This window comes from Arthrobacter sp. ERGS1:01 (assembly GCF_001281315.1).
Taxonomy (GTDB): domain Bacteria; phylum Actinomycetota; class Actinomycetes; order Actinomycetales; family Micrococcaceae; genus Specibacter.
In genome coordinates this window covers 876,687-896,740 of the sequence record NZ_CP012479.1, presented here as the reverse complement: position 1 = coordinate 896,740, position 20,054 = coordinate 876,687, and the positions used below count along the sequence as shown (strand labels likewise).

At 67.6% G+C, this 20,054-nt stretch carries 18 protein-coding genes; 8 read left to right on the top strand and 10 right to left on the bottom strand.

The features are described from left to right. Positions 1 to 153: 153 nt before the first annotated feature. The 5 genes from AL755_RS07915 to AL755_RS07895 all read left to right on the top strand — a co-directional run bounded on the left by AL755_RS07915 (position 154) and on the right by AL755_RS07895 (position 5,753). Entirely contained in the window at positions 154 to 1,446 is a 1,293-nt protein-coding gene (locus tag AL755_RS07915) for an extracellular solute-binding protein (RefSeq protein ID WP_054010538.1), read from the top strand. A gap of 7 nt (positions 1,447 to 1,453) precedes the next feature. After that, the gene (locus tag AL755_RS07910; RefSeq protein WP_082369012.1) at positions 1,454 to 2,437 is read left to right on the top strand and encodes a carbohydrate ABC transporter permease; all 984 of its coding nucleotides are present in this window, start codon (positions 1,454 to 1,456) and stop codon (positions 2,435 to 2,437) included. An 83-nt stretch (positions 2,438 to 2,520) separates the two neighbouring features. Further along, complete coding sequence (locus AL755_RS07905) at positions 2,521 to 3,324, top strand: carbohydrate ABC transporter permease (RefSeq protein WP_445290506.1); 804 nt, start codon at positions 2,521 to 2,523, stop codon at positions 3,322 to 3,324. 12 nt (positions 3,325 to 3,336) lie between these two features. Further along, positions 3,337 to 4,944: a beta-N-acetylhexosaminidase gene (locus tag AL755_RS07900; RefSeq protein ID WP_054010537.1), complete on the top strand. Its 1,608-nt coding sequence runs from the start codon at positions 3,337 to 3,339 to the stop codon at positions 4,942 to 4,944. After that, positions 4,941 to 5,753: an IclR family transcriptional regulator gene (locus AL755_RS07895; RefSeq protein ID WP_054010536.1), complete on the top strand. Its 813-nt coding sequence runs from the start codon at positions 4,941 to 4,943 to the stop codon at positions 5,751 to 5,753. The genes AL755_RS07900 and AL755_RS07895 overlap by 4 nt, the downstream gene beginning before the upstream one ends. Positions 5,754 to 5,838: 85 nt before the next feature. Here the strand turns inward: AL755_RS07895 and AL755_RS07890 are convergent, their stop codons facing one another. The 4 genes from AL755_RS07890 to AL755_RS07875 are packed head-to-tail and all read right to left on the bottom strand — an operon-like array spanning position 5,839 to position 10,927. Continuing rightward, entirely contained in the window at positions 5,839 to 7,233 is a 1,395-nt protein-coding gene (locus AL755_RS07890; protein WP_054010535.1) for a GntP family permease, read from the bottom strand. Positions 7,234 to 7,260: 27 nt separating this feature from the next. Beyond that, positions 7,261 to 7,896 carry a bifunctional 4-hydroxy-2-oxoglutarate aldolase/2-dehydro-3-deoxy-phosphogluconate aldolase gene (locus tag AL755_RS07885; RefSeq protein ID WP_054010534.1) on the bottom strand — a complete coding sequence of 212 codons (636 nt, stop codon included), beginning with the start codon at positions 7,894 to 7,896 and terminating at the stop codon, positions 7,261 to 7,263. Further along, positions 7,889 to 9,523, bottom strand: coding sequence for an N-acyl-D-amino-acid deacylase family protein (locus tag AL755_RS07880; RefSeq protein ID WP_054010533.1), 1,635 nt, complete (start codon positions 9,521 to 9,523; stop codon positions 7,889 to 7,891). The genes AL755_RS07885 and AL755_RS07880 overlap by 8 nt, the downstream gene beginning before the upstream one ends. A gap of 6 nt (positions 9,524 to 9,529) precedes the next feature. Then, entirely contained in the window at positions 9,530 to 10,927 is a 1,398-nt protein-coding gene (locus tag AL755_RS07875; protein WP_237762629.1) for an alanine racemase, read from the bottom strand. Between the two features lie 164 nt (positions 10,928 to 11,091). Between AL755_RS07875 and AL755_RS07870 the strand changes: the two genes are divergently transcribed. From AL755_RS07870 to AL755_RS07860, 3 genes are read left to right on the top strand one after another with little or no spacing between them, the layout of a single operon-like run. Continuing rightward, positions 11,092 to 12,111 carry a sugar kinase gene (locus tag AL755_RS07870; RefSeq protein WP_054010532.1) on the top strand — a complete coding sequence of 340 codons (1,020 nt, stop codon included), beginning with the start codon at positions 11,092 to 11,094 and terminating at the stop codon, positions 12,109 to 12,111. Continuing rightward, a complete protein-coding gene (locus tag AL755_RS07865) occupies positions 12,108 to 12,869 on the top strand; it encodes an IclR family transcriptional regulator (RefSeq protein WP_054010531.1) in 762 nt (253 codons plus the stop codon). Before AL755_RS07870 ends, AL755_RS07865 begins: the two co-directional genes overlap by 4 nt. Further along, positions 12,866 to 13,270 carry a RidA family protein gene (locus AL755_RS07860; RefSeq protein ID WP_054010530.1) on the top strand — a complete coding sequence of 135 codons (405 nt, stop codon included), beginning with the start codon at positions 12,866 to 12,868 and terminating at the stop codon, positions 13,268 to 13,270. Before AL755_RS07865 ends, AL755_RS07860 begins: the two co-directional genes overlap by 4 nt. A gap of 128 nt (positions 13,271 to 13,398) precedes the next feature. Here AL755_RS07860 and AL755_RS07855 read toward each other — a convergent pair whose 3' ends face one another. From AL755_RS07855 to AL755_RS07830, 6 genes are all read right to left on the bottom strand, one after another. Beyond that, positions 13,399 to 13,797 carry a rhodanese-like domain-containing protein gene (locus AL755_RS07855; RefSeq protein ID WP_054010529.1) on the bottom strand — a complete coding sequence of 133 codons (399 nt, stop codon included), beginning with the start codon at positions 13,795 to 13,797 and terminating at the stop codon, positions 13,399 to 13,401. A 23-nt stretch (positions 13,798 to 13,820) separates the two neighbouring features. Further along, entirely contained in the window at positions 13,821 to 14,777 is a 957-nt protein-coding gene (gene xerD, locus AL755_RS07850) for a site-specific tyrosine recombinase XerD (RefSeq protein ID WP_054010528.1), read from the bottom strand. After that, a complete protein-coding gene (locus tag AL755_RS07845) occupies positions 14,774 to 15,403 on the bottom strand; it encodes an NUDIX domain-containing protein (protein WP_054012935.1) in 630 nt (209 codons plus the stop codon). The genes xerD and AL755_RS07845 overlap by 4 nt, the downstream gene beginning before the upstream one ends. Before the next feature lie 76 nt (positions 15,404 to 15,479). Further along, the gene (locus AL755_RS07840) at positions 15,480 to 17,186 is read right to left on the bottom strand and encodes a CTP synthase (RefSeq protein WP_054010527.1); all 1,707 of its coding nucleotides are present in this window, start codon (positions 17,184 to 17,186) and stop codon (positions 15,480 to 15,482) included. A 67-nt stretch (positions 17,187 to 17,253) separates the two neighbouring features. Beyond that, positions 17,254 to 18,984, bottom strand: a complete 1,731-nt coding sequence (gene recN / locus AL755_RS07835) for a DNA repair protein RecN (RefSeq protein ID WP_054010526.1) — start codon at positions 18,982 to 18,984, stop codon at positions 17,254 to 17,256. Next, positions 18,977 to 20,047 (bottom strand): NAD kinase, encoded by a 1,071-nt coding sequence (locus AL755_RS07830; RefSeq protein WP_082369009.1) that lies wholly within the window; start codon positions 20,045 to 20,047, stop codon positions 18,977 to 18,979. The genes recN and AL755_RS07830 overlap by 8 nt, the downstream gene beginning before the upstream one ends. Positions 20,048 to 20,054: the final 7 nt, after the last annotated feature.

Here is a 20,054-nt window from a genome sequence, read left to right as displayed (position 1 = left end):
GCCGGATGTGTCAAATAACAAATATAGATTTTGCATGTTGAAACTTTCCCAGATGGTGCTTCATCCCACACAAGCCGCTCTCCTAAGGTCATCTCATGCCCGCTGCGAATCCGTTGGATCGCCCGGCCCCAACCATCATCCTTTGGAGGACCCGTGAAATTCTCACGCACCCTTGCCGTAGCCGCCCTGGCTGCCCTGGCCCTGACCAGTTGCGCACCGCCCACGTCGAACAACGCCGCCTCAAGCCAGGACGAAAAGGCCGGCACCCTGCGCGTTTGGCTGTTCTCCGAGGTCAACCAGGCCCCCAAGTCCGCCGTCGTCGACCAGACCGTGAAGGACTTTGAGGCAGCCCACTCGGGCGTCAAGGTGGACGTCCAGTACATCCCCGTCGACACGCGGGCCGAGAAGTTCAAGGCCGCCTTCAACGATCCCTCCAGCGCCCCCGACGTTGCCGAGTTCGGCAACACCGACCTGGCCAGCTATGTTGCCGCCGGCGGCCTCGCCGACATCACCGGCAACATCAAGTCCTGGGACGAGGGCAAGGACCTGGATCCGAAGGTCCTCGCCACCACCGCCATCAACGGCAAGAACTACGGCGTGCCGTGGTTTGTCGGCGTCCGCGCCCTGTACTACCGCACGGACATCCTCAAGGCCGCCGGCGTCGAGGTCCCCAAGACCATGGCCGGCATTGAAACCGCTGCCCGCGCCATCCGTGCCAAGAACCCGGACATGCTGGGCATCTCGGTGGGCGGTGCGGCACAATTCTCCGCCATGCCGTACCTGTGGGCCAACGGCGGCGCCATCGCCACCGAAAGCAACGGAAAGTTCACGGCACAGCTGGACACCCCGGCCTCCCAGGCCGGCATCACCGCGTACACGAACCTCTTGAAAGACGACATCTGCCCGGCGCAGACCTGCGCACAGTTTGGCGGCAACGCCAGCGTGCAGCAGTTCATCGCCGGCAAGGCCGGCATGACGATCGGCGGCGACTTCAACTACAAGGCCATCGCGGCCAGTGAGTTCAAGGACAAGTTCGCCGTCGTCCCCGTCCCCGGCGTCACCGCCGGCTCCGTCGCCCCGGCGTTTGCCGGCGGCAACAACCTGGGCGTCTTCAAGAGCACCAAGATGCGCACCCTCTCCAACGACTTCGTCCAGGCCCTGGCCAGCAAGAAGTCCCAGCAGGCCATGTTCGACGCCATGGGCAACCTGCCCACCTTCACCGACGTGCAAAAGAGCGTTGCACTGAAGAACCCCTACGTGGCACCGTTCATCGACACCATCGCCGCCGGCACCAACTTCGTGCCGATCACCTCCACCTGGTCCACCGTCGACGCCAAGGGCCTGTTCACCAACATGTACCAGCAGATCGTCACCGGCAAGGCCGACGTCGCCACGGCGTCGAAGGACGCCACGGCAGCCATGAACAAGATCTTCGAGACCAAGTAGACCGCACATGAGTATCCAAAGCACCGTTCCCGCCACGCCATCCGTGCAGGAACCGAGCCCGTCCACCCCGTCACGGCGCCCCGTCAAGCGCCGCGGCGGGGTGAGCCGGTTCGAACACTGGCTGTATTTGGCGCCCGCCCTGATCGTGCTCATCGCACTCATGGGCTACCCGCTGTTCCAGCTCATCAACGTCTCGCTGTACAACTACGGCCAGGACCAGGTCAGCGGCAACGCGCCCTTGGACTTCATCGGCCTGGGCAACTACCAGGCGCTCATGGCCGACCCCGAATTCTGGCAGGTCCTGGGCAACACCGTCATCTTTGCCTCCGCGTGCGTGATCCTGACCCTGCTGGCGGGCTCCGGCCTCGCTGTCCTGGCCACCCGCCTGCGCCCGTGGGTGCGCAACGTCCTCTTTGCCGTCTCGCTCGGCGCCTGGGCCACGCCCGCCGTCACCGGCAGCGCCGTCTGGCTGTTCCTGTTCGACCCCACCCAGGGCCTGGTGAACAAGATGCTGGCCGGAGTGGGCCTGCACCAGTTCGTGGACCACTCCTGGACCTATGAGAAGTGGTCGGCGTTCGGGCTGGTCGCCAGCGAAGTGGTCTGGTGCTCCTTCCCGTTCGTCATGGTCACCGTCTACGCCGGCATCCAGGCGATCCCCACGGAGGTCCTCGAGGCCGCACGCCTGGACGGCGCCTCCATGCCGCGCATCTTCGCCAACATCATGCTGCCCATGCTGCGCCCCATCGTCATCATCGTCACGATCCAGTCGATCATCTGGAACTTCAAGATCTTCTCCCAGATCTACATCATGACCGGCGGTGGCGGCATCGCCGGCCAGAACATGGTCCTGAACGTCTACGGCTACCAGCAGGCGTTCGCCGCCAGCCTCTACGGGCTCGGCTCGGCCCTGGGCGTCATCATGACGATCCTGCTGCTGGTCGTCACCCTTGTTTACCTGCGTCTACTCAAAAGGAATGGTGAGGTCCTGTGACCACGCTCAAACTGGACGGGCCCGCCAAGTCCGCCTCCCGCCGTCGCCCCTCCCGCAAGGGCTGGGCCGTCAACACGGCGGGGGTGCTGATCGCGATCGTCGTCGCCTTCCCGCTGTACTGGATGGTGCTGTCCGCGCTGAAGCCTGCCACCGCGCTCGACGCCGGCGACTCCACCCCCTGGACGTTCACGCCGTCATTTGACTCATTTTCACGGGTGCTGAGCGTGAACAACTTTGGCCAGTACTTCATGAACTCGGTCATCGTGGCGCTCAGCGTCGTGGTGCTCTCCACCGCCCTGGCGTTCCTGGCCGCGGTGGCACTGACCCGCTACAACTTCAAGATGCGCACCAAACTGCTCATCATCATCCTGGTGGCGCAGATGGTGCCCGTGGAGGCGCTGACCATCCCGCTGTTCTTCCTGTTCCGCAACTTCGGCGAATACGTCCCCGCGATCGGCCTGAACCACCTGGGCTCGCTGATCCTGGTCCATGTGGGCTTCAGCGTCCCGTTCGCCATCTGGATGCTGCGCGGCTTCGTCGCCGCCGTTCCGTTGGAGTTGGAGGAGGCCGCCAAGCTCGACGGCGCCAGCAGCTTCCGCTTCATCCGTTCGGTACTGTTCCCGCTGGTTGCCCCCGGCGTGGTGGCCTGTTCGGTGTTTGCGTTCATCTCCACCTGGAACGACTTCCTGTTCGCCAAGACGTTCATCATCTCGGCCCAGGAAAACTCGACCATGCCCATGGCCCTGCTGACGTTCTTCAAGCCCGACCAGAACGACTGGGGCGCCATCATGGCCGGCTCCGTCATCATGACCATCCCCGTGCTCATCTTCTTCATCGCCGTCCAGCGCAAGCTTGTCTCCGGACTGGCCGGCGCCGTCAAGGGCTAGGAAAGGCCTCCCATGCACACCCTGATCCCCGCCCCCTGGTCCTATTCGGGCACCGGTTCAACCCTGGCGCTCGACGCCGCCACCAGCGTCTCCTCCGCCCCGGAGCTGGCCGGTGCGCGGCGCTGGTTTGTCCGTGCCCTGGGTGCCGCCACCGGTTGGGACCTCCCCACCGCCCCGGCGGCCACCATCACCTTCGTCTTCGACGCGTCCGTGCCGGCCGAAGGCTACACGCTGGCCATTGACACGGCCGTGCGGATTGCCGCCTCCTCCGAGGCCGGCGCCTTCTACGGCGCCCAGACCCTGCGCCAGCTGCTGGGCCCGGCGGCGCTGCGCCAGGGTTCGATCGAATCGTCGTGGGAACTGCCAACCACCGTCATCACCGACCGGCCGCGCTTCGGCTACCGCGGCGTCATGCTGGACGTGGCCCGGCACTTCATCCCCAAAAATGACGTGCTGCGCTTCATCGACGTCGCGGCCGCGCACAAGCTCAACGTGTTGCACCTGCACCTGACCGACGACCAGGGCTGGCGGGTGGAGATCAAGAAGTACCCGCGCCTGACCGAGGTTGGCGCATGGCGGAAGGAGTCGAACCGCGGCGCCTGGCGTGCGGGCATCTTCGACGGCACCCCGCACGGCGGCTTCTACACCCAGGCGGACCTGCGCGAGATTGTCGCGTTCGCGGCCGCCCGGAACATCACCGTGATCCCCGAAATCGACGTTCCCGGGCATTCCCAGGCCGCCATTGCCGCCTACCCGGAGCTGGGCCTGGCCGGCAAGCCCTTGGAGGTGTGGACCCGGTGGGGCATCAACCCCAACGTCCTGGAGCCCACCCCCGTGGCCGTCCAGTTCTACAAGGACGTCCTCGACGAGGTCATGGACATCTTCGACTCCCCCTGGATCAGCCTGGGCGGCGACGAGGTCCCGCTGGATCAGTGGAACGCAAGCCCGTACGCCCTGCAGGCCGCCGCCGACCTTGGCTACGACTCCGTGGCCGGGCTGCACGGCTGGTTCGTGGGCCAACTGGCCGACCACCTGCACCTGCACGGACGCAAGGCCGGTGTCTGGGACGAGATCACCGACGTCGGCCTGCCCGACGGCGCCCTGGTCGCGTCCTGGCGCGGCTTCGAGGGCGGCCTGGCCGCGCTCGCCAAGGGCTACGATGTAGTCATGTGTCCGGAACACAAACTGTACTTGGACCACCGCCAGTCGGCGTTGGAGTCCGAGCCGATCCCGGTCGGCTTCGTCACCACCCTGGAGGCGGTGTACAATTTTGAGCCGCTGCCCGACGCCGATGGCGGCGACTACCCCGGCCGGCTCCTGGGCGCGCAGGCCAACATCTGGACCGAACACCTGACGTCGGCCCGGCGCATCGACTATGCCGCCTTCCCGCGGCTCAGCGCCATCGCCGAGGTTTTCTGGTCCAACCCGGACACCCGCTACTACGCCGACTTCCACGCCCGGCTCTCCCCCGCGCACCTTGACCGGCTCGCCGCGATGGGCGTGGAGTTCCGTCCCCTCGACGGCCCGCACCCCTGGCAGCAGCTTCCCGGCGTGGCCGGCTGGAAGCGGGACTACGACCAGGAGCAGCTCGATTCAGCCCTGGCCGTGCCGGTGCCGTGAGCGAACCGGAGGACAACGCCGAGAAGCGGAATTCGTCGTCGTCCCTGCGAAAGGCGCTCCTGTTGCTCTCCGTGGTGGCCGAACAGCCCACCACGGAGGGCATGTCCCTCGTGGACCTGGCGAAGCGTTCGGGGATCAACAAGAGCACGGTGCTGCGCCTGGCCACCCCGCTCATCGACGAGAACCTCATTGAGCGGGACCGGCTGACCGGGAAGTTCCGGCTGGGCTTTGGCAGCCTGCGGCTGGGCCAGTCGTACCTGGACTCGCTGGATTTGCGCAGCGCCGCGAACGACGAGCTGCGTTCCTTGATGCGCAAGACCGCCAACACCGTGCACCTGGTGGTGCTCTCGGGCCATGACGTGGTGTACCTGGACAAGGTGGAGGACGAGGCCACGGTGCGGATGGCGTCCCGGGTTGGCGCCACCATGCCGGCCTACTGCACCGCCGTGGGCAAGGCGATCCTGGCGTACAGCTCCGAGGAAGTGGTCTCCACCATCCTGTCGGCGCCGCTGCTGCCCATCACCGCCAAGACCATCACGGACCCGGCGGCACTGCGCCAGGAGCTCGGTGCGGTCCGGCGTCGCGGCTATGCCATCGACGACCGCGAGAACGAGCCCGAGGTGCGCTGCGTGGCCGCCCCGATCTTCAATCACGACGACGTGGTGGTGGCCGCCCTGAGCGTCTCCTCGCTGACCTCCCGGATGACCCCTGCCAAGGTGCGCGAGGTGGGTCCCATGGCGGCCGCCGTCGGGCTGCGCATCTCCGTCAAGCTCGGCTCCCGCCGGGCCGCGGCGAAGATCGCGCTTTAAACGCCTAACGGCGCTTTCCGGTCTTGTAGGGGGGTCCTAAACCCCCTACACGACCGGAAAGCGCCGTTTTGGCGTTAAGCCGTGTTTAGACGAACTGCCAGATCAGGGCGGCCATGCCGAAGCCCACCACGGACAGCACGGTTTCCAGCACGGTCCAGGTCTTCAGGGTGTCCTTGACGGACATGTTGAAGTACTTGGAGATGATCCAGAAGCCGCCGTCGTTGACGTGGCTGGCGATGATGGAGCCGGAGGCGATGGCCATGACCACCAGGGCCAGCTGCGGCTGCGAGTAGCCGGCGGCCAGCACGCTCGGGGCCAGGATGCCGCCGGTGGTGACAATGGCGACCGTCGCGGAACCCTGGGCGATGCGCATACCGGAGGCGATCACATAAGCGGAGAGCAGCAGCGGCAGGCCGGCCGTGGCCAGCGAATCGGCCACGGCCGTGCCCACGCCGGTAGCGGACAGCACGGCGCCGAAGAACGCACCTGCACCGACCACCAGCAGGATCATGCCGACGGGGCGCAGCGAGGATGACGTCAGCTCGGAGAGTTCCTGGCCCGTCATGCCGCGGCGCGTGCCCAGCAGCCACATGGCCAGCAGCACGGCGACGGTCAGCGCGATGGCCGGGCTGCCCAGGAACTGCAGGGTGGTCTTCAAGCCGCCGGCGGGCAGCATGACGTTGCCGAAGGTGCCGCCCAGGATCAGGATCATCGGCGTGCCGATGGCCAGCAATACGGTGCCAAGGCCCGGTTCGCCCAACTTCTTGGCTTCCTCGGACTCTTCAATGACGCGGTCCGCGGGGACCTCCACCATGACGCGCTTGCCGATCCAGGTGCCCCACAGGATGCCGGAGGCGAACCAGGCGGGAATGCCGCAGGCCAGGCCCATGATGATGAGCCAGCCCAGGTCCACGTGGAACAGTCCGGCGGCGGCCACCGGCCCCGGGTGCGGGGGCAGGAAGGCGTGCGTGACGGACAGCCCGGCCAGCAGCGGCAGGGCGTACAGGATCAGGGACTTCTTGCCCTGCACGGCGGCCACGTACACCAGCGGCGCCAGCACGAAGATGCCGATGTCGAAGAAGACCGGGATGCCCAGCACGAAGCCGGTGATGCCCATGGCCAGCGGCGTACCCTTTTCGCCAAACAGCTTCACGAGGCGCTGCATGAGCACCTCGGCGCCGCCGGAGCGTTCCAGGATGGCGCCCAGCACGGTGCCGAGCCCGATGATCACGGTGATGTGGCCCAGGATTCCGGCAAAGCCCTTTTCCAGGATGGAGTCGCTGCTCTTCGTGGCGGATCCCACCAGGTCCTGGACGGAGACACCGCCCACGAGGGCCACCGCAACGCCCACCACGAGCAGGGCGATGAACGGTTCAAGCTTGACCTTGATGATCAGGACGAGCAGCAGGGCAATGCCCGCGCCGGCCAGCAGTAAGAGACCGGCTGTGTCATGGTGCAGCCAGTTGAGGAAATCAGTCATGGAACGGTCTTTCGGCAGGGAAAAAGGTTAGCGGAGGATGCCGGTGAAGGCGGCGGCGCGGGCGGCGATGTCGGCCCAGGTCCCGGCGGCGACGACGGCGGGCGGCACCACGGCTGTGCCGCAGCAGACGGCGATGGCACCGGCGGCCAGGTAGTCGTTGGCGTTGTCGGCGCTGATGCCGCCGGAGGGCAGCAGCTTCACGCCCGGGTAGGGGCCTTGGAGGTCCTTCAGGTAGCCGGGGCCCATGGCGCGGGCCGGGAAGATCTTCACGACGGCGGAGCCCAGGTCAAGGGCCATGGCCACCTCGGTGGGGGTCAGGGCGCCGAGGCTGAACGGGATGCCGGCGTCGGCGGCCACCTTGGCCACCTCGGGGCGGATGCCGGGGGTCACCAGGAACTGGGCGCCGGCGTCGATCGCGGCCTTCGCCTGGTCCGCGGTCAGCACGGTGCCCACGCCGACGATGCCGCCGTGGTCGGCCGCGGTTTCGGCGGCACGGGCCACGTGCTTGAGCAGGTTGGGCGTGGTGTAGGTCAGCTCGACGCCGGTGATGCCGCCGGCCACGAGGGCGCGGCAGAGTTCGGCGGCGTCCGCGATGTCGGGGGCGCGGACCACGGCGATGGTGCGGTCCGCTTCGAGGCGGGCGATGAATTCTTCGTTATTCATGGGTGGGGAGGGTTCCTTCCGGGGTGCGGCGCAGTGCGCGGCCGGCAAGTGCGCCGGTCGGGTTGCCCGCGGTGATGGCGGCGACGCCGTTGACAAAGACGTAGTGGATGCCGGCCGCAGCCTGGCGGGGGTTTTCGAAGGTGGCCGTAGCGTCCACGGTGGCCGGGTCGAACAGGACCAGGTCGGCGGCGAAGCCCTCGCGGACCAGGCCCCGGTCCACGAGCTTCAGCCGGGCGGCGGGCCGCCCGGTGAGGTGGTTGACCATCTCCTCGAGGCTGAGCAGGCCCAGCTCGCGGCTGTAGTGGCCCAGGAACTTCGGGAACGTTCCCCAGGCGCGCGGGTGCGGTTTCCCGCCGACAAGGATGCCGTCGCTGCCGCCTGTGTGGGTGCGGTGGACCATGATGGCCTGCACGTTTTCCTCGTGCCCCACGTGCTGGAGGATGCCGGTGGCCATCTTGTCGCGCAGCAGGATGTCCACGAACGTCTCGAACGGTTCGGCGCCCGTCTCGGCGGCGATGGCCTCGATGGTCTTGCCCACGTAGTGGTTCAGTTCCGGGTTCTTGACCCCGGAAATTTCCAGGGTCTCCCACTCGGCCACCACGCCGTGGCAGCCGTCGGAGCCGTAGATCTCCACGTTTTCACGGATCCGGGCCAGCGTGTCCGGGTCCCGCAGCCTGTCCATGGTGGCCTGGCTGCCGCCCGCCGACGCCCAACTGGGCAGGATCGCCGAAAGCGTGGTGGCACCGGGCAGGTACGGGTAGGTGTCCAGCGTGATGTCCACGCCGTCGTCGAGGGCACGGTCAATCAGGCCCAGAAGTTCCGGCGCCCGCCCCTTGTTGGGGGCGAAGTTCATGGTGGCGTGCGAGAGGTGGAGGGCGCAGCCGGTCTCCCGGCTGAGCTCGATCATCTCGTCGTAGGCCTCCAGCGCGCCCTTGCCGTAGGAGCGGTGGTGCGGGGCGTAGAAGCCGCCAAACTCGGCCACCACGGAGCACAGCTGTGCCAATTCCTCGGTGGTGGCGTACATGCCCGGCGTGTAGGTCAGGCCCGAGGACATGCCCACGGCGCCGTCCTCCATGGCCTGGCGGATCACGGCCTGCTGGGCGGCGATTTCCGCGTCCGTGGCGTCACCTTCGCCGAAGCCGTGCACCATGGCCCGCACGGTGCCCTGCGGCACCAGGTAGGCGGCGTTCGTGGCGATGCCCTCGTCGAGCCGGTCAAGGTATTGCGCCACGGTGCGCCAGGAAAAATCGAAGTCCGCCGGGTTGTCGTTCCAGCCGGCGATCTTTTGCCGCACGCCGTCGAGGGTGGCGTCGTCGATCGGGGCGTAGGAGAGCCCGTCCTGGCCCAGTAGTTCGGTGGTGACGCCCTGGCTGAGCTTGGCGTAGTGACCGGGGTTCAGGAACAGTTGCAGGTCCGAGTGGGCGTGCATGTCGATGAATCCGGGGCTGAGCACAAGCCCCGTGGCGTCGATGACGCCGGGGCCGGGGGCATGGGTGCCCGGCGCGGTGATGGCCTGGATCTTCCCGCCGACCAGGACGACGTCGGCCGCGAACCGGGGCGCGCCCGTTCCGTCCACGACCGTGGCGTTGGCAATGAGCTGCTGCGGGGCGTTGGGTGTGTTTGTCACGACGGTCTAGAAGAACGTGTGGATGAGCTCCACCACGCGGTCGTCGGCGGCGGAGGCCAGCACGGGGATGAGCGTCCACTTGTCGAACGCGGTGCACGGGTGGGACAGGCCCAGCCGGACCACGTCGCCAATGGCGACCGTGGTGGTCTCGGGGTCGTAGCGCAGGAAGCTGTGCTGGTCGTTGACGGAGCTGATGGTTGCACCGTCCAGGGTGGCCATCTCCCCGCCCAGGGCATGGCCCAGCAGTTGGGGTTCGGGCAGGCCCTCATCGACCGGCAGGTCGCGCTTGCCGGCGTCCAGGATCGCCAGGCCGGGTTCGGGTGCGGACACCACCCGGGCCCAGGCGTGCATGGCCGAGGCGAAGGGAGCGTGCCCGGCCTCGGCCTCCGCACCCCGGCCAAACGGCGAGATGCCGCGGTAGAAGCCGTCGTCGTGCACCATGTAGGCGCCGCTGCGGATGATCAGCTCAACGCGCTGGCCCGCGGCGCCTGAAGGGGACGTGCCGTTGGTGGCGCTGCCTGCCAGGACGTCCACGACGTCGTCGAAGTAGGCGCTGCCGCCGGCCGTGAGGATGATGTCGGCGTCGGCGGCGTACAGATCGGCGGCGAGAAGGTGTTCGTGCAGCTCCTTCACGGCGGACAGGTAGCCGCGCACGGTGCCCAATGCGCCGGCGTCGGCGGTGTGGGCCAGGGAGCCTTCATAGCCGCCCACGCCCACGAGGCGCAGGTGGCTCGAGGCGTGGACCGCGCGGGCAATCGCCAGGGCCTCGGCCACGGTGCGGGCGCCGGTGCGTCCGCCGTTGCCGCCGAGCTCCACGATCACGTCCAGCACGGCGTCGGAGCCGGGGACGGCTTCGGGGATGGCGGCCAGGGTGGCGTCCAGGAGGGCGACGCTTTGGAGCGAATCGACCCAGGACACGACGGAGAAGTCGGGGCCCTGTGCGCCGGCAAGCCAGGTGACGGCCTGCGGATCGCTGAGCGTGTTGGCCACCATGACGCGGCGCAGGCCGAAGGCGTGGCCCACGCGCAGCTGGGAGGCGTTGGCCAAGGTGATGCCCCATGCGCCGTTTTCAAGCTGTTGGCGCCACAGCTGCGGTGCCATGGTGGTCTTGCCGTGGGGTGCCAGGAGCACGCCCTTTTCGGCGCACCAGCGGGCCATGCGGTCCACGTTGGCGGCCATGACGGCGGCGTCGAGGGTCAGGAGGGGTGTTTGCAGATCGGCCAGGTGCACGCCGGAGTTGACGTAGCCGCCGGCGCTTTGGCCGTGCGCGGCGGCGGGGACGGCCTTGAACCGCCAACCCAGCTCCACGTCGTCGAGCCTGTCGACCATGGCATTGTTGATGCCCGGTTCGATCGTTGCGCCGGTGTCCGTCGATGCTGCGTTGCTGCCCACTGTGGTGCCCACTGCCAATTCCCTTCACGGGCCAGCACTCCGGCCCCGTTGCGTATTTTGCAACGCTGGTTGCAAACTCACTAACGACATGTCTAACATGGTCTGGATTCGTCCGTCAAGACGGCGATGGCGCCGCCATCGCCCCACAATTCCGTGAGAGGAAGTGCAGAAGGTCCATGCTTTCAGTTGTATGCATCGGAGAGACAATGGCCATGCTCACCCCCACGGACAACGTGCCGCTGTCGGAGGCCACCGAACTCTTCTACGGCGTGGGCGGGGCGGAGTCCAACGTGGCCATGGGCCTGGCCGCCATGGGCGTTGACGCCCACTGGGTGGGCCGGGTGGGCCAGGACGGTTTTGGCACCCGCATCCTCAACGACCTTGCCGCCCACAGCGTCGGCACCATGGGTGTCGAGGCGGACCCGGATCGGCCCACGGGCCTGTACGTGAAGATCCCCGCCTCCGCCGCGTCCGACGACGGCGAGAGTTCCGTCCTGTACTACCGCCAAGGTTCCGCGGCCTCCGCCATGGGACCGGAGCTGCTGGCAAGCCCCAACGTCGCCGCACTGCTGGACGCGGCCGGGCTGATCCACCTCAGTGGCATTACGGCCGCCCTCTCCCCCAGCTGCCGGGCCATGCTTGCCGCAATCCTGGCCGGCCCGCGCAACGGCCGGCTCATCTCCTTTGACATCAACTGGCGCGGGGCGCTCTGGGCCCATGAGGACCGCGGCGTGCTGCGCACCCTGGCCAACCAGGCCGACGTCGTACTGGTGGGCACCGACGAGGCCCTCCCCGCCTTCGGCACCAACGACGAGGCCGAACTCCGCGCACTGCTGCCGGATCCGGCCGTGCTGGTGCTCAAGAACGCCGACACCTCGGCGATCGCGCTGATGCGCGACGGCGAACGCGTGGAGGTCCCCTCGCTGAGCGTGGACGTGCTGGAGCCAGTGGGCGCGGGCGACGCCTTTGCCGCCGGATACCTGAGCGGCATGCTGTTTGGCCTGGACCAGCGCTCCTCGCTGCGGCGTGGACACCTCAGCGCCGCCTGCACCCTGACGGTGCCCGGCGACCGCGGACCGCTGCCGGCCACCAACATCCTTGACCGCATCCTGGGCTGCTCCGAGGCTGACTGGGCGGCAACCACCGTGGGCCCCGGCCGGATCGAATCCCCCGCCCTCGCAGCGAGCGTGCCATGAGCCAGAGCCTGGTGCGGGCACTGGGGCTGATGACCCGGATTGCCGAACATCCCGCCACCCTGGACGAGCTGGCGTCGGGCTCGGATGTACACAAGACCACCATCATGCGGCTGCTGCACTCACTGGAAAGCGAACACTTCCTGGTGCGCAACGACGCCGGGCAGTTCCAGCTGGGCCGGCGGCTCTTCGAGCTCTCCTCCCGCGCCCTGGAACAACGCGACCTGCGCCAGGTGGCCCGCCCGCACCTGGCCCGGCTCAACGACCTCACGGGCCACACCGTCCACCTGGCACAGCTGGAGGGCGCCGAGGTGGTGTACATCGACAAGTTCGAGTCCCACCACCCCGTGCGCATGTATTCCCGGATCGGGCTGACCGCGGCGCTGCATTCGGCGGCCGTGGCGAAGGTGATCCTGGCGGACATGCCGCGCTCCCGACAGGAACACATTGCCGCGGGCCTTGACTACATCAAGATGACCGAGAACACGCTGACCACCCCGGAGGAACTGCTGGCCGAGCTGGCACTCGTCCACGAACAGGGCTGGGCGCATGACAAGTCGGAGCACGAATCCTTTGTGCACTGCATCGCCGCGCCCATCCGGGACGCGACCGGGCGGGTCGTCGGGGCGGCGTCGTTCTCCGTCCCCGTGGTGCTGCTCAGCTATGAAGACCTCCTGAAATTACTACCCGTACTAAAACAAGGGACACAGGCCATCTCCACCGATTTGGGCTGGGTTGCCACTGAAAGGAACACTCGATGAGTGAAAAAACTGTTGTATTGACCGAAAACGCCCCGGCTCCGGCCCACGTCTTCTCGCAGGGCGTGAAGAAGGGCAACATGTTCCAGGTCTCCGGCCAGGGCCCCATGGACCCCACCGTCAACGAGTACATCGGTGCCGGCGACGTCCGCGTCCAGACCCGTCGCACGCTCGAGAACGTCAAGGCCATCCTGGAAGCCGGCGGCTCCTCCGTGGAGGACGTCATCATGTTCCGCGTCTACCTGACCACGCGCGACGACTTCCCCGCCATGAACGAGGTTTACGGCGACTTCATCAAGGAGAACGTGCCCAGCGGCGCCCTCCCCTCCCGCACCACGGTCTTCGTCGACCTGCCGCACGAGGTCATGCTCGTGGAAATCGACGCCCTGGCCGTCACCGCGTAGCCCTCGAGCTCCACGCGCCCCCGCGACTGTGTTGCAGTTGTTGGACGATGAAAGCGGTTTCCCGCCGTTTTTGCTCCAATAACTGCAACACAGAACCCCGCGGGGGCGTTTTTGTGTTCGACGGCGGGTCAGTCGGCCGTGACGAGGGGGTCCGTGCTCGCGGCCGTGACGCCGTCGGAGGTTTCCACGGGCAGGCCGTTGCGGGCCCAGTATTCGATCCCGCCGATCATTTCCCGCACCGGGTAGCCGAGTTCGGCGAAGGCGAGGGCCGCGAACGTGCTGCCGTTGCAGCCGGGGCCCCACGAATACACCACCACGGGTGTCCCGGCGGGAATCAGCACGGCCGCCTGGTCCGGGATCTGCGCCGTGGGCAGGTGCAGTGCGCCGGGGACGTGGCCGTGCTCCCAGGAGGCGTGCCGCCGGGTGTCGACGAGCACGAATTCGCCGGCCGGCAGCCCCGTGTGGACGTCCATGACGTCGATTTCAAAGTTCAATTTGGCGCGGAAATACGCGGCGGCTTCGCTCATGGTCCCTACGCTACCGTGCCGGATCAGCCCAGCGCCCGCGGGTGGGCTGCGGCATACACCTCACGCAGCGTGTCGGCCGTGACCAGCGTGTACACCTGGGTCGTGGTGACCGAGGCGTGCCCCAGGAGTTCCTGGACCACACGGACGTCGGCACCGCCCTCCAGCAGGTGGGTGGCAAAGGAGTGGCGCAACGTGTGCGGGGAAACATCGGCCTCCACCTGGGCCCGCTCGGCGGCGGCCTTCAGGATGGTCCAGGCACTTTGCCGGCTGATGCGCCCGCCGCGGGTGTTCAGGAACAGCGCCGGGGTGCCCTTGCCCTTCGCGGCCAGGGATCCGCGCCCGCGCACCAGGTACGCCTCCAGAGCACGCAATGCGTAGGAGCCGATCGGCACGAGCCGTTCCTTGGAGCCCTTGCCGAACAGCCGCACCAGGGAGGGGCCGGCGTCGTCGGACGCGGCCAGGACAAGATCGTCCACATCGAGTCCCACGGCCTCGCTGATGCGGGCACCGGTGGAGTACAAGAACTCAAGCATGGCGGCGTCCCGCAGCCCGGCCGCGGTGTCGGAGCCTGCGGCCTCCAGGATCCGGGTGACGTCGCCAACACTGATGGCCTTGGGGAGGCGGCGCCCGGCCATGGGCGGGTGGACGTCGGCGGCGGGGTCTGCCTCGGTGAGCCCCTCCAGGGCCCAGAACTTGTGGAGTCCGCGCACGGCGACGATGGTGCGGGCTGCCGAGCGCAGGGCTAGGGCCGCTCCCCCGTCGGCGCCGTCGGAGAGCCCCTGGGCAAAGGTGCTCACGTGGTGGCGGGTGATGTCCGCCGGAGCACAAACCCGGGCGGCGGACAGGAAGTGCTCATAGCGCAGCAAATCGCGCCGGTAGGCGGCCAGGGTGTTGGCGGCCAGACCGCGTTCCACGCCCACGTGTTGGAGGTATTCCTCGATGCCCCGGCCCAACGCCGTGGTTGTGCCGGACGCCGTCATTGGCCGCGGTGGCCCGGGTGTGCCGGCCAGGGGGCGTCGGCGGCGCGCAGGGAGTCGAAGCCGTCGCGTGCGGCGGTGGCTGCGGCCAGGATGCCGACGACGGCTGACGGGTTGTGGATGCGTCCGGCCAAAACGGCGGCGGCGGCCTCGTCCAGGTCCACCCAGCGGAAGGCGATCTCGGCTTCCTCCTCGGTGCGCACGTGCCGCTCGTCCTCGGGAATATAACTGATCCCTCGGGCCAGGTAGATCCGGATTGCCTCGCTGGAGGATCCCGGGGAGTTGAAGAAGTCCGTCAGGACGTGCCAGGTGGCGGATGTCAGGTCCGCCTCCTCGGCCAGTTCGCGGGCAGCGCCGGTCAGGAAGTCCTCGCCTTCGACGTCCAGCAGCCCGGCGGGGATCTCCCACAGGTCCATCTGGACGGGGTGGCGGTACTGTCGCAGCAACAGCACCTGGTTGGCCTCGTTGAGCACTACGACGGCGACCGCGCCCGGGTGGGCGATGTAGTCGCGGGTCAGCGGGGCCGTGCCAGGGGCCAGGGTGAACGTGTCGGAAACGACGTCCCAAATGCGTCCCTGGTACACCGTCGACGACGACTGCAGCGTGCGGTGGCTGATGGAATCGGCCACCGGTTCCGCCTGCCCCGCGAAGGCTGCGGCGGAAGGTGCGTCAGCCGTCGTCGACGGTGTCCCGGGGGTGTTCACTCTAGGCGTCCAGCAACCGGGTGGCGTTCTGGCGGTCCAGGGCGGCGGCAACCAAGCCGGCAAAGAGCGGGTGCGGCCGGGTGGGGCGCGAGCTCAGTTCCGGGTGTGCCTGGGTGGAGACGTAGTACGGGTGCACCTCGCGGGGCAGTTCCACGAATTCCACGAGCTTGCCGTCGGGGGACGTTCCGGAGAACACGAGCCCGGCATCGGCGATCTGGGCGCGGTACTTGTTGTTGACCTCGTAGCGGTGACGGTGGCGTTCGGAGACGTCCGTGGTGCCGTACGTTTCGGCGATGACGGAGCCCTCGGTGAGCACGGCCGGGTACAGGCCCAGGCGCATGGTGCCGCCCAGGTCGCCCTTGCCGTCGACGATGTCCAGCTGCTCTTCCATCGTGGCGATGACCGGGTAGGTGGGGTTGTCGTCGAACTCGGAGGAGGATGCGCCTTCCAGGCCGACCACGTTGCGGGCGTACTCGATGACCATCGACTGCAGGCCCAGGCACAGCCCCAGGGTGGGGATCTGGTTTTCGCGGGCGAACTTCAGGGCGCCCAGCTTGCCTTCGAGCCCGCGGATGCCGAAGCCGCCGGGGACGCAGATCGCGTCGACATCGCCGATGGCCTTGCGGGCGCCGGCTTCGGTTTCGCAGTCGTCGGAGGGGACCCAGCGGATCTTGACCTTGGTGCTGTTGGCGAACCCGCCGGCACGCAGGGCTTCGGTGACCGAGAGGTACGCGTCCGGCAGGTCGATGTACTTGCCGACCAGGGCGATCTCGATGTGGTGCAGCGGGTTGTGGACGGCTTCGAGGAGCTTGTCCCACTTGGTCCAGTCGACGTCCTTGAACGCCAGGTCCAGGGCGCGGACGATGTAGGAGTCCAGGCCCTGGGAGTGCAGCGTCTTGGGGATGTCGTAGATGCTCGGGGCGTCCGGGCAGCCGATGACGGCTTCGACGTCGACGTCGCAGGCACGGCCGATCTTGGCATGCATGGCCTCGGGGAGCACACGGTCCGAGCGCAGGATCAGCGCGTCGGGCTGGATGCCGAGGGAGCGCAGCGCGGCAACGGAGTGCTGCGTCGGCTTGGTCTTCAGTTCCTGGGACGGGCCAATGTAGGGCACCAGGGAGACATGGGCGAAGAACACGTTGTTGCGGCCGATGTCCTGGCGCACCTGGCGTGCGGACTCCAGGAACGGCTGCGACTCGATGTCGCCAACGGTGCCGCCAATTTCGGTGATGATGACGTCGGGGGCGTTCGTGCCCTCGGCGGGCAGGCGCATGCGGCGCTTGATTTCATCGGTGATGTGCGGGATGACCTGCACGGTGTCGCCCAGGTATTCGCCGCGGCGTTCCTTGGCGATGACTGTCGAGTACACCTGGCCGGTGGTGACATTGGCGGAGCCTTCGAGGTTTTCGTCCAGGAAGCGCTCGTAGTGGCCAATGTCGAGGTCTGTTTCGGCACCGTCGTCGGTGACGAAGACTTCGCCATGTTGGAAGGGATTCATTGTGCCCGGATCCACGTTGAGGTAGGGATCGAGCTTTTGCATTGTGACCGAGAGGCCGCGCGCACGGAGCAGGTGGCCGAGGCTGGAAGCCGTCAGTCCCTTACCCAGCGAGGACGCTACGCCGCCGGTGACGAAGATGTGTTTGGTCGTCTTGGACTGACCACTGAACCGGGAATTTGATCGTTGCACCACGGAATTCGAGCCTATCATCTAATGAGCCAATAATGGTTCGCGGGCGCCTGTGAGATGCACCGCCGCCGCGTGAAATGCGTTGGTCCTACGGTGTTGCCCGCCGGGCGTCTGCCAACAATTCCTTGGCGTGTGCCTGCGCGGTTGCCGAATCCTCCTGCCCTGCCAACATGCGGGCCAGTTCGCGCACCCGCTCCTCATCGTTCAAAAGCCGCACATTGCTGGTGGTGATGCCGCCTCCTGAGGTCTTGCTCACAGAGCTTTTGGTTACAAGGATATGCTGGTCCGCAAATGCGGCAACCTGCGGCAGGTGGGTGACCACCAAAACCTGCACGTGCCGGGCCAGCATGGCCAGCCGGCGCCCGATTTCGACGGCGGCCTTGCCTCCCACGCCCGAGTCCACCTCGTCGAAGATGAACGTCGGGACGGGGTCGACGGCGGCCAGCACCACTTCCAGCGCCAACATCACGCGGGAGAGCTCACCGCCGGAGGCGCCCTTGCCCAGCGGCCGCGGCGAGGAGCCGGCGTGCGGCTGGAGCAGGAACGTGATGTCGTCGGCGCCGTGGATGCCGCGTTCGGCGGGGGTGATTTCGATGACGAGCTTGGCGTCGGGCATGGCCAGCGCCTTGAGTTCGGCACTGACCTGCTTGGAGAGCTTGTCCGCGGCGGTGCGGCGCAGCCGGGTGACGTCGGCTGCCAGCGCCTCAAGTTCGACGACGGCGGCGGCCACCTCGGCGTCGAGCTTTTCAATGCGGCCCGAATCGTCCGTCAGGTCATCCAGGCGCGTCCGGGCGGCGTCGGCCCACACGAGCACCTCGTCAATGCTGGGCGCGTATTTGCGCACCAGCACGCCAAGCTCGCCGCGGCGGTCCTCAACCTCGGCCAGCCGGCCGGGACCCTCGGAGTCAAGGGACGTTGCGTAGCCGGCAAGATCGCGGGCGATGTCGGCCAGCAGGAACCCCACCTCGGAAATCCGCTTGGCGGTCTCGGCCAGTTCCTCATCGGAGTCCGCAACGGTCTCCAGCAGGCGCTTGGCGGTGTCGACGAGCGTCACGGCGTCGGGCCCGTCGCCGTAGTCCTCGGCGATCAGGGCCTCGTGCGCGCCCAGGGACGCTCGGCGCAGTTCCTCCACGTTGCCCAGCTTCACGGCCTCGGCCTTGAGTTGCTCGTCCTCCGCCTCACGGGGATCGACGGCGTCGATCTCGGCCAGTGCGGCGGTCAGCGATTCGGCTTCCCGCAACCGCTCCCGGCTGGAGGTGCGCAGGAGTTCCAGTTCGGCGCGGGCGGCCCGCCACCGCTCAAAAACGGCCCGGTACTTTTCCATGGCGGCCGGGAACTGCTTTTGCGCCTCGGCGGCAAATTTGTCCAGCGCCTCGCGCTGGGCCGCGGGGTTCTTGAGCCTGATCTGGTCCGATTGCCCGTGCACGGCCACCAGGGTCTCCCCCAGTTCGGTCAGGACGCCAATGGGTGCGCTGCGGCCGCCCACGTGGGCCCGGCTGCGGCCGTCGGCACTGACGGTGCGGGCCAGGATCAGTTCGGCGCCGCCGTCGAACTCATCAATGTCGGCGCCGGCCTCCAGTGCCCGCGCCAGGGCGGCGTGCCCTTTGGGAAGGGTCAGCGTGGCCTCGGCCGAGGCCGACTTGGCGCCGTTGCGCACGGCGCCGGCGTCGGCCCGGTTGCCCAGCAGCAGCCCGACGGCGGTCACCACCATGGTCTTGCCCGCGCCGGTTTCACCGCTGACGACGCTCAGGCCGGGGCCCAGGGGCAGAGTGGACTCGGAGATGACCCCGAGGTCGCGGATCCGGATTTCCTCAATCATGAAGTGGTGCAACCCCTTCAAAGGTGCTGGGCAGGTGGGCCGGGGCGACTGTCAGGTCCGGCACGGGCGGGATGGGCCCTGTGTGATGACCCTCCGGCGAGGACTTGGGTTTGGGGCTTCTGATGATGGGCAGCTGCGAGGTGGGCGGCACGGCTTCCTCCGTGGAGGGTCCGCGCCAGCCCTGGACCGGCAGTTCAAACTTGCGCACCAGGCGTTCGGAGAACGGCGACTGCTGGGTCCTGGCCAGTTTGACCGGCTGGCTGGAGCGGGTCACCTCGATCCGGGCGCCCGGCAGCAGGTCCACGGTACGCCGACCGTCACACCAAATCACGCCGTGGGCGCCATTGCGGGTCAGTACCTCCACGGCGAGGGTGGAGGTGGGCGCCACGACGAGGGGCTTGGCGAAAAGGGCGTGGGCGCTGATGGGCACCATGAGCAGCGCCTCCACCTCGGGCCACACCACGGGTCCGCCGGCGGAAAATGCGTACGCGGTGGATCCCGTGGGCGTGGCCATGACCACGCCGTCGCAGCCGAAGGAGCTCAACGGACGGCCGTCCACTTCGGTGACGACTTCGATCATGCGTTCGCGGTTGCCTTTTTCCAGGGCAACCTCGTTCAGGGCCCAGGTGTGGGTGACCACCTTGCCCTTGACCCTGACCTTGACGTCGAGGGTCATGCGTTCCTCCACGGAGTATTCGCGGCGCACCACCCAGTCGACGGTTTGGATGAGGTCGGCCCGTTCGCTTTCGGCCAGGAACCCCACATGGCCCAGGTTGACGCCCAGCAGCGGGAGGTCGTGTTCGCGGACCAGTTCGGCGGCGCGCAGGATGGTTCCGTCGCCGCCCAGGACCATGACGAGTTCAATGTCGGCCAGGGTGACGTCACGGTCCAGGATTTCCATGCGGACGTCGGAGACACCCAGGTACCCGGTCATGTCGGCCAGTTCGTCGGCGTACATGACGGGCACGATGTTGTTGGCGTGGAGTTGTACGCAGGCCTCGAGGGCGGCAATCATCGATTCCTCGCGCCCCGTATGGGCAAGAATCAAGACGCGGCGTGTCATCTTACGG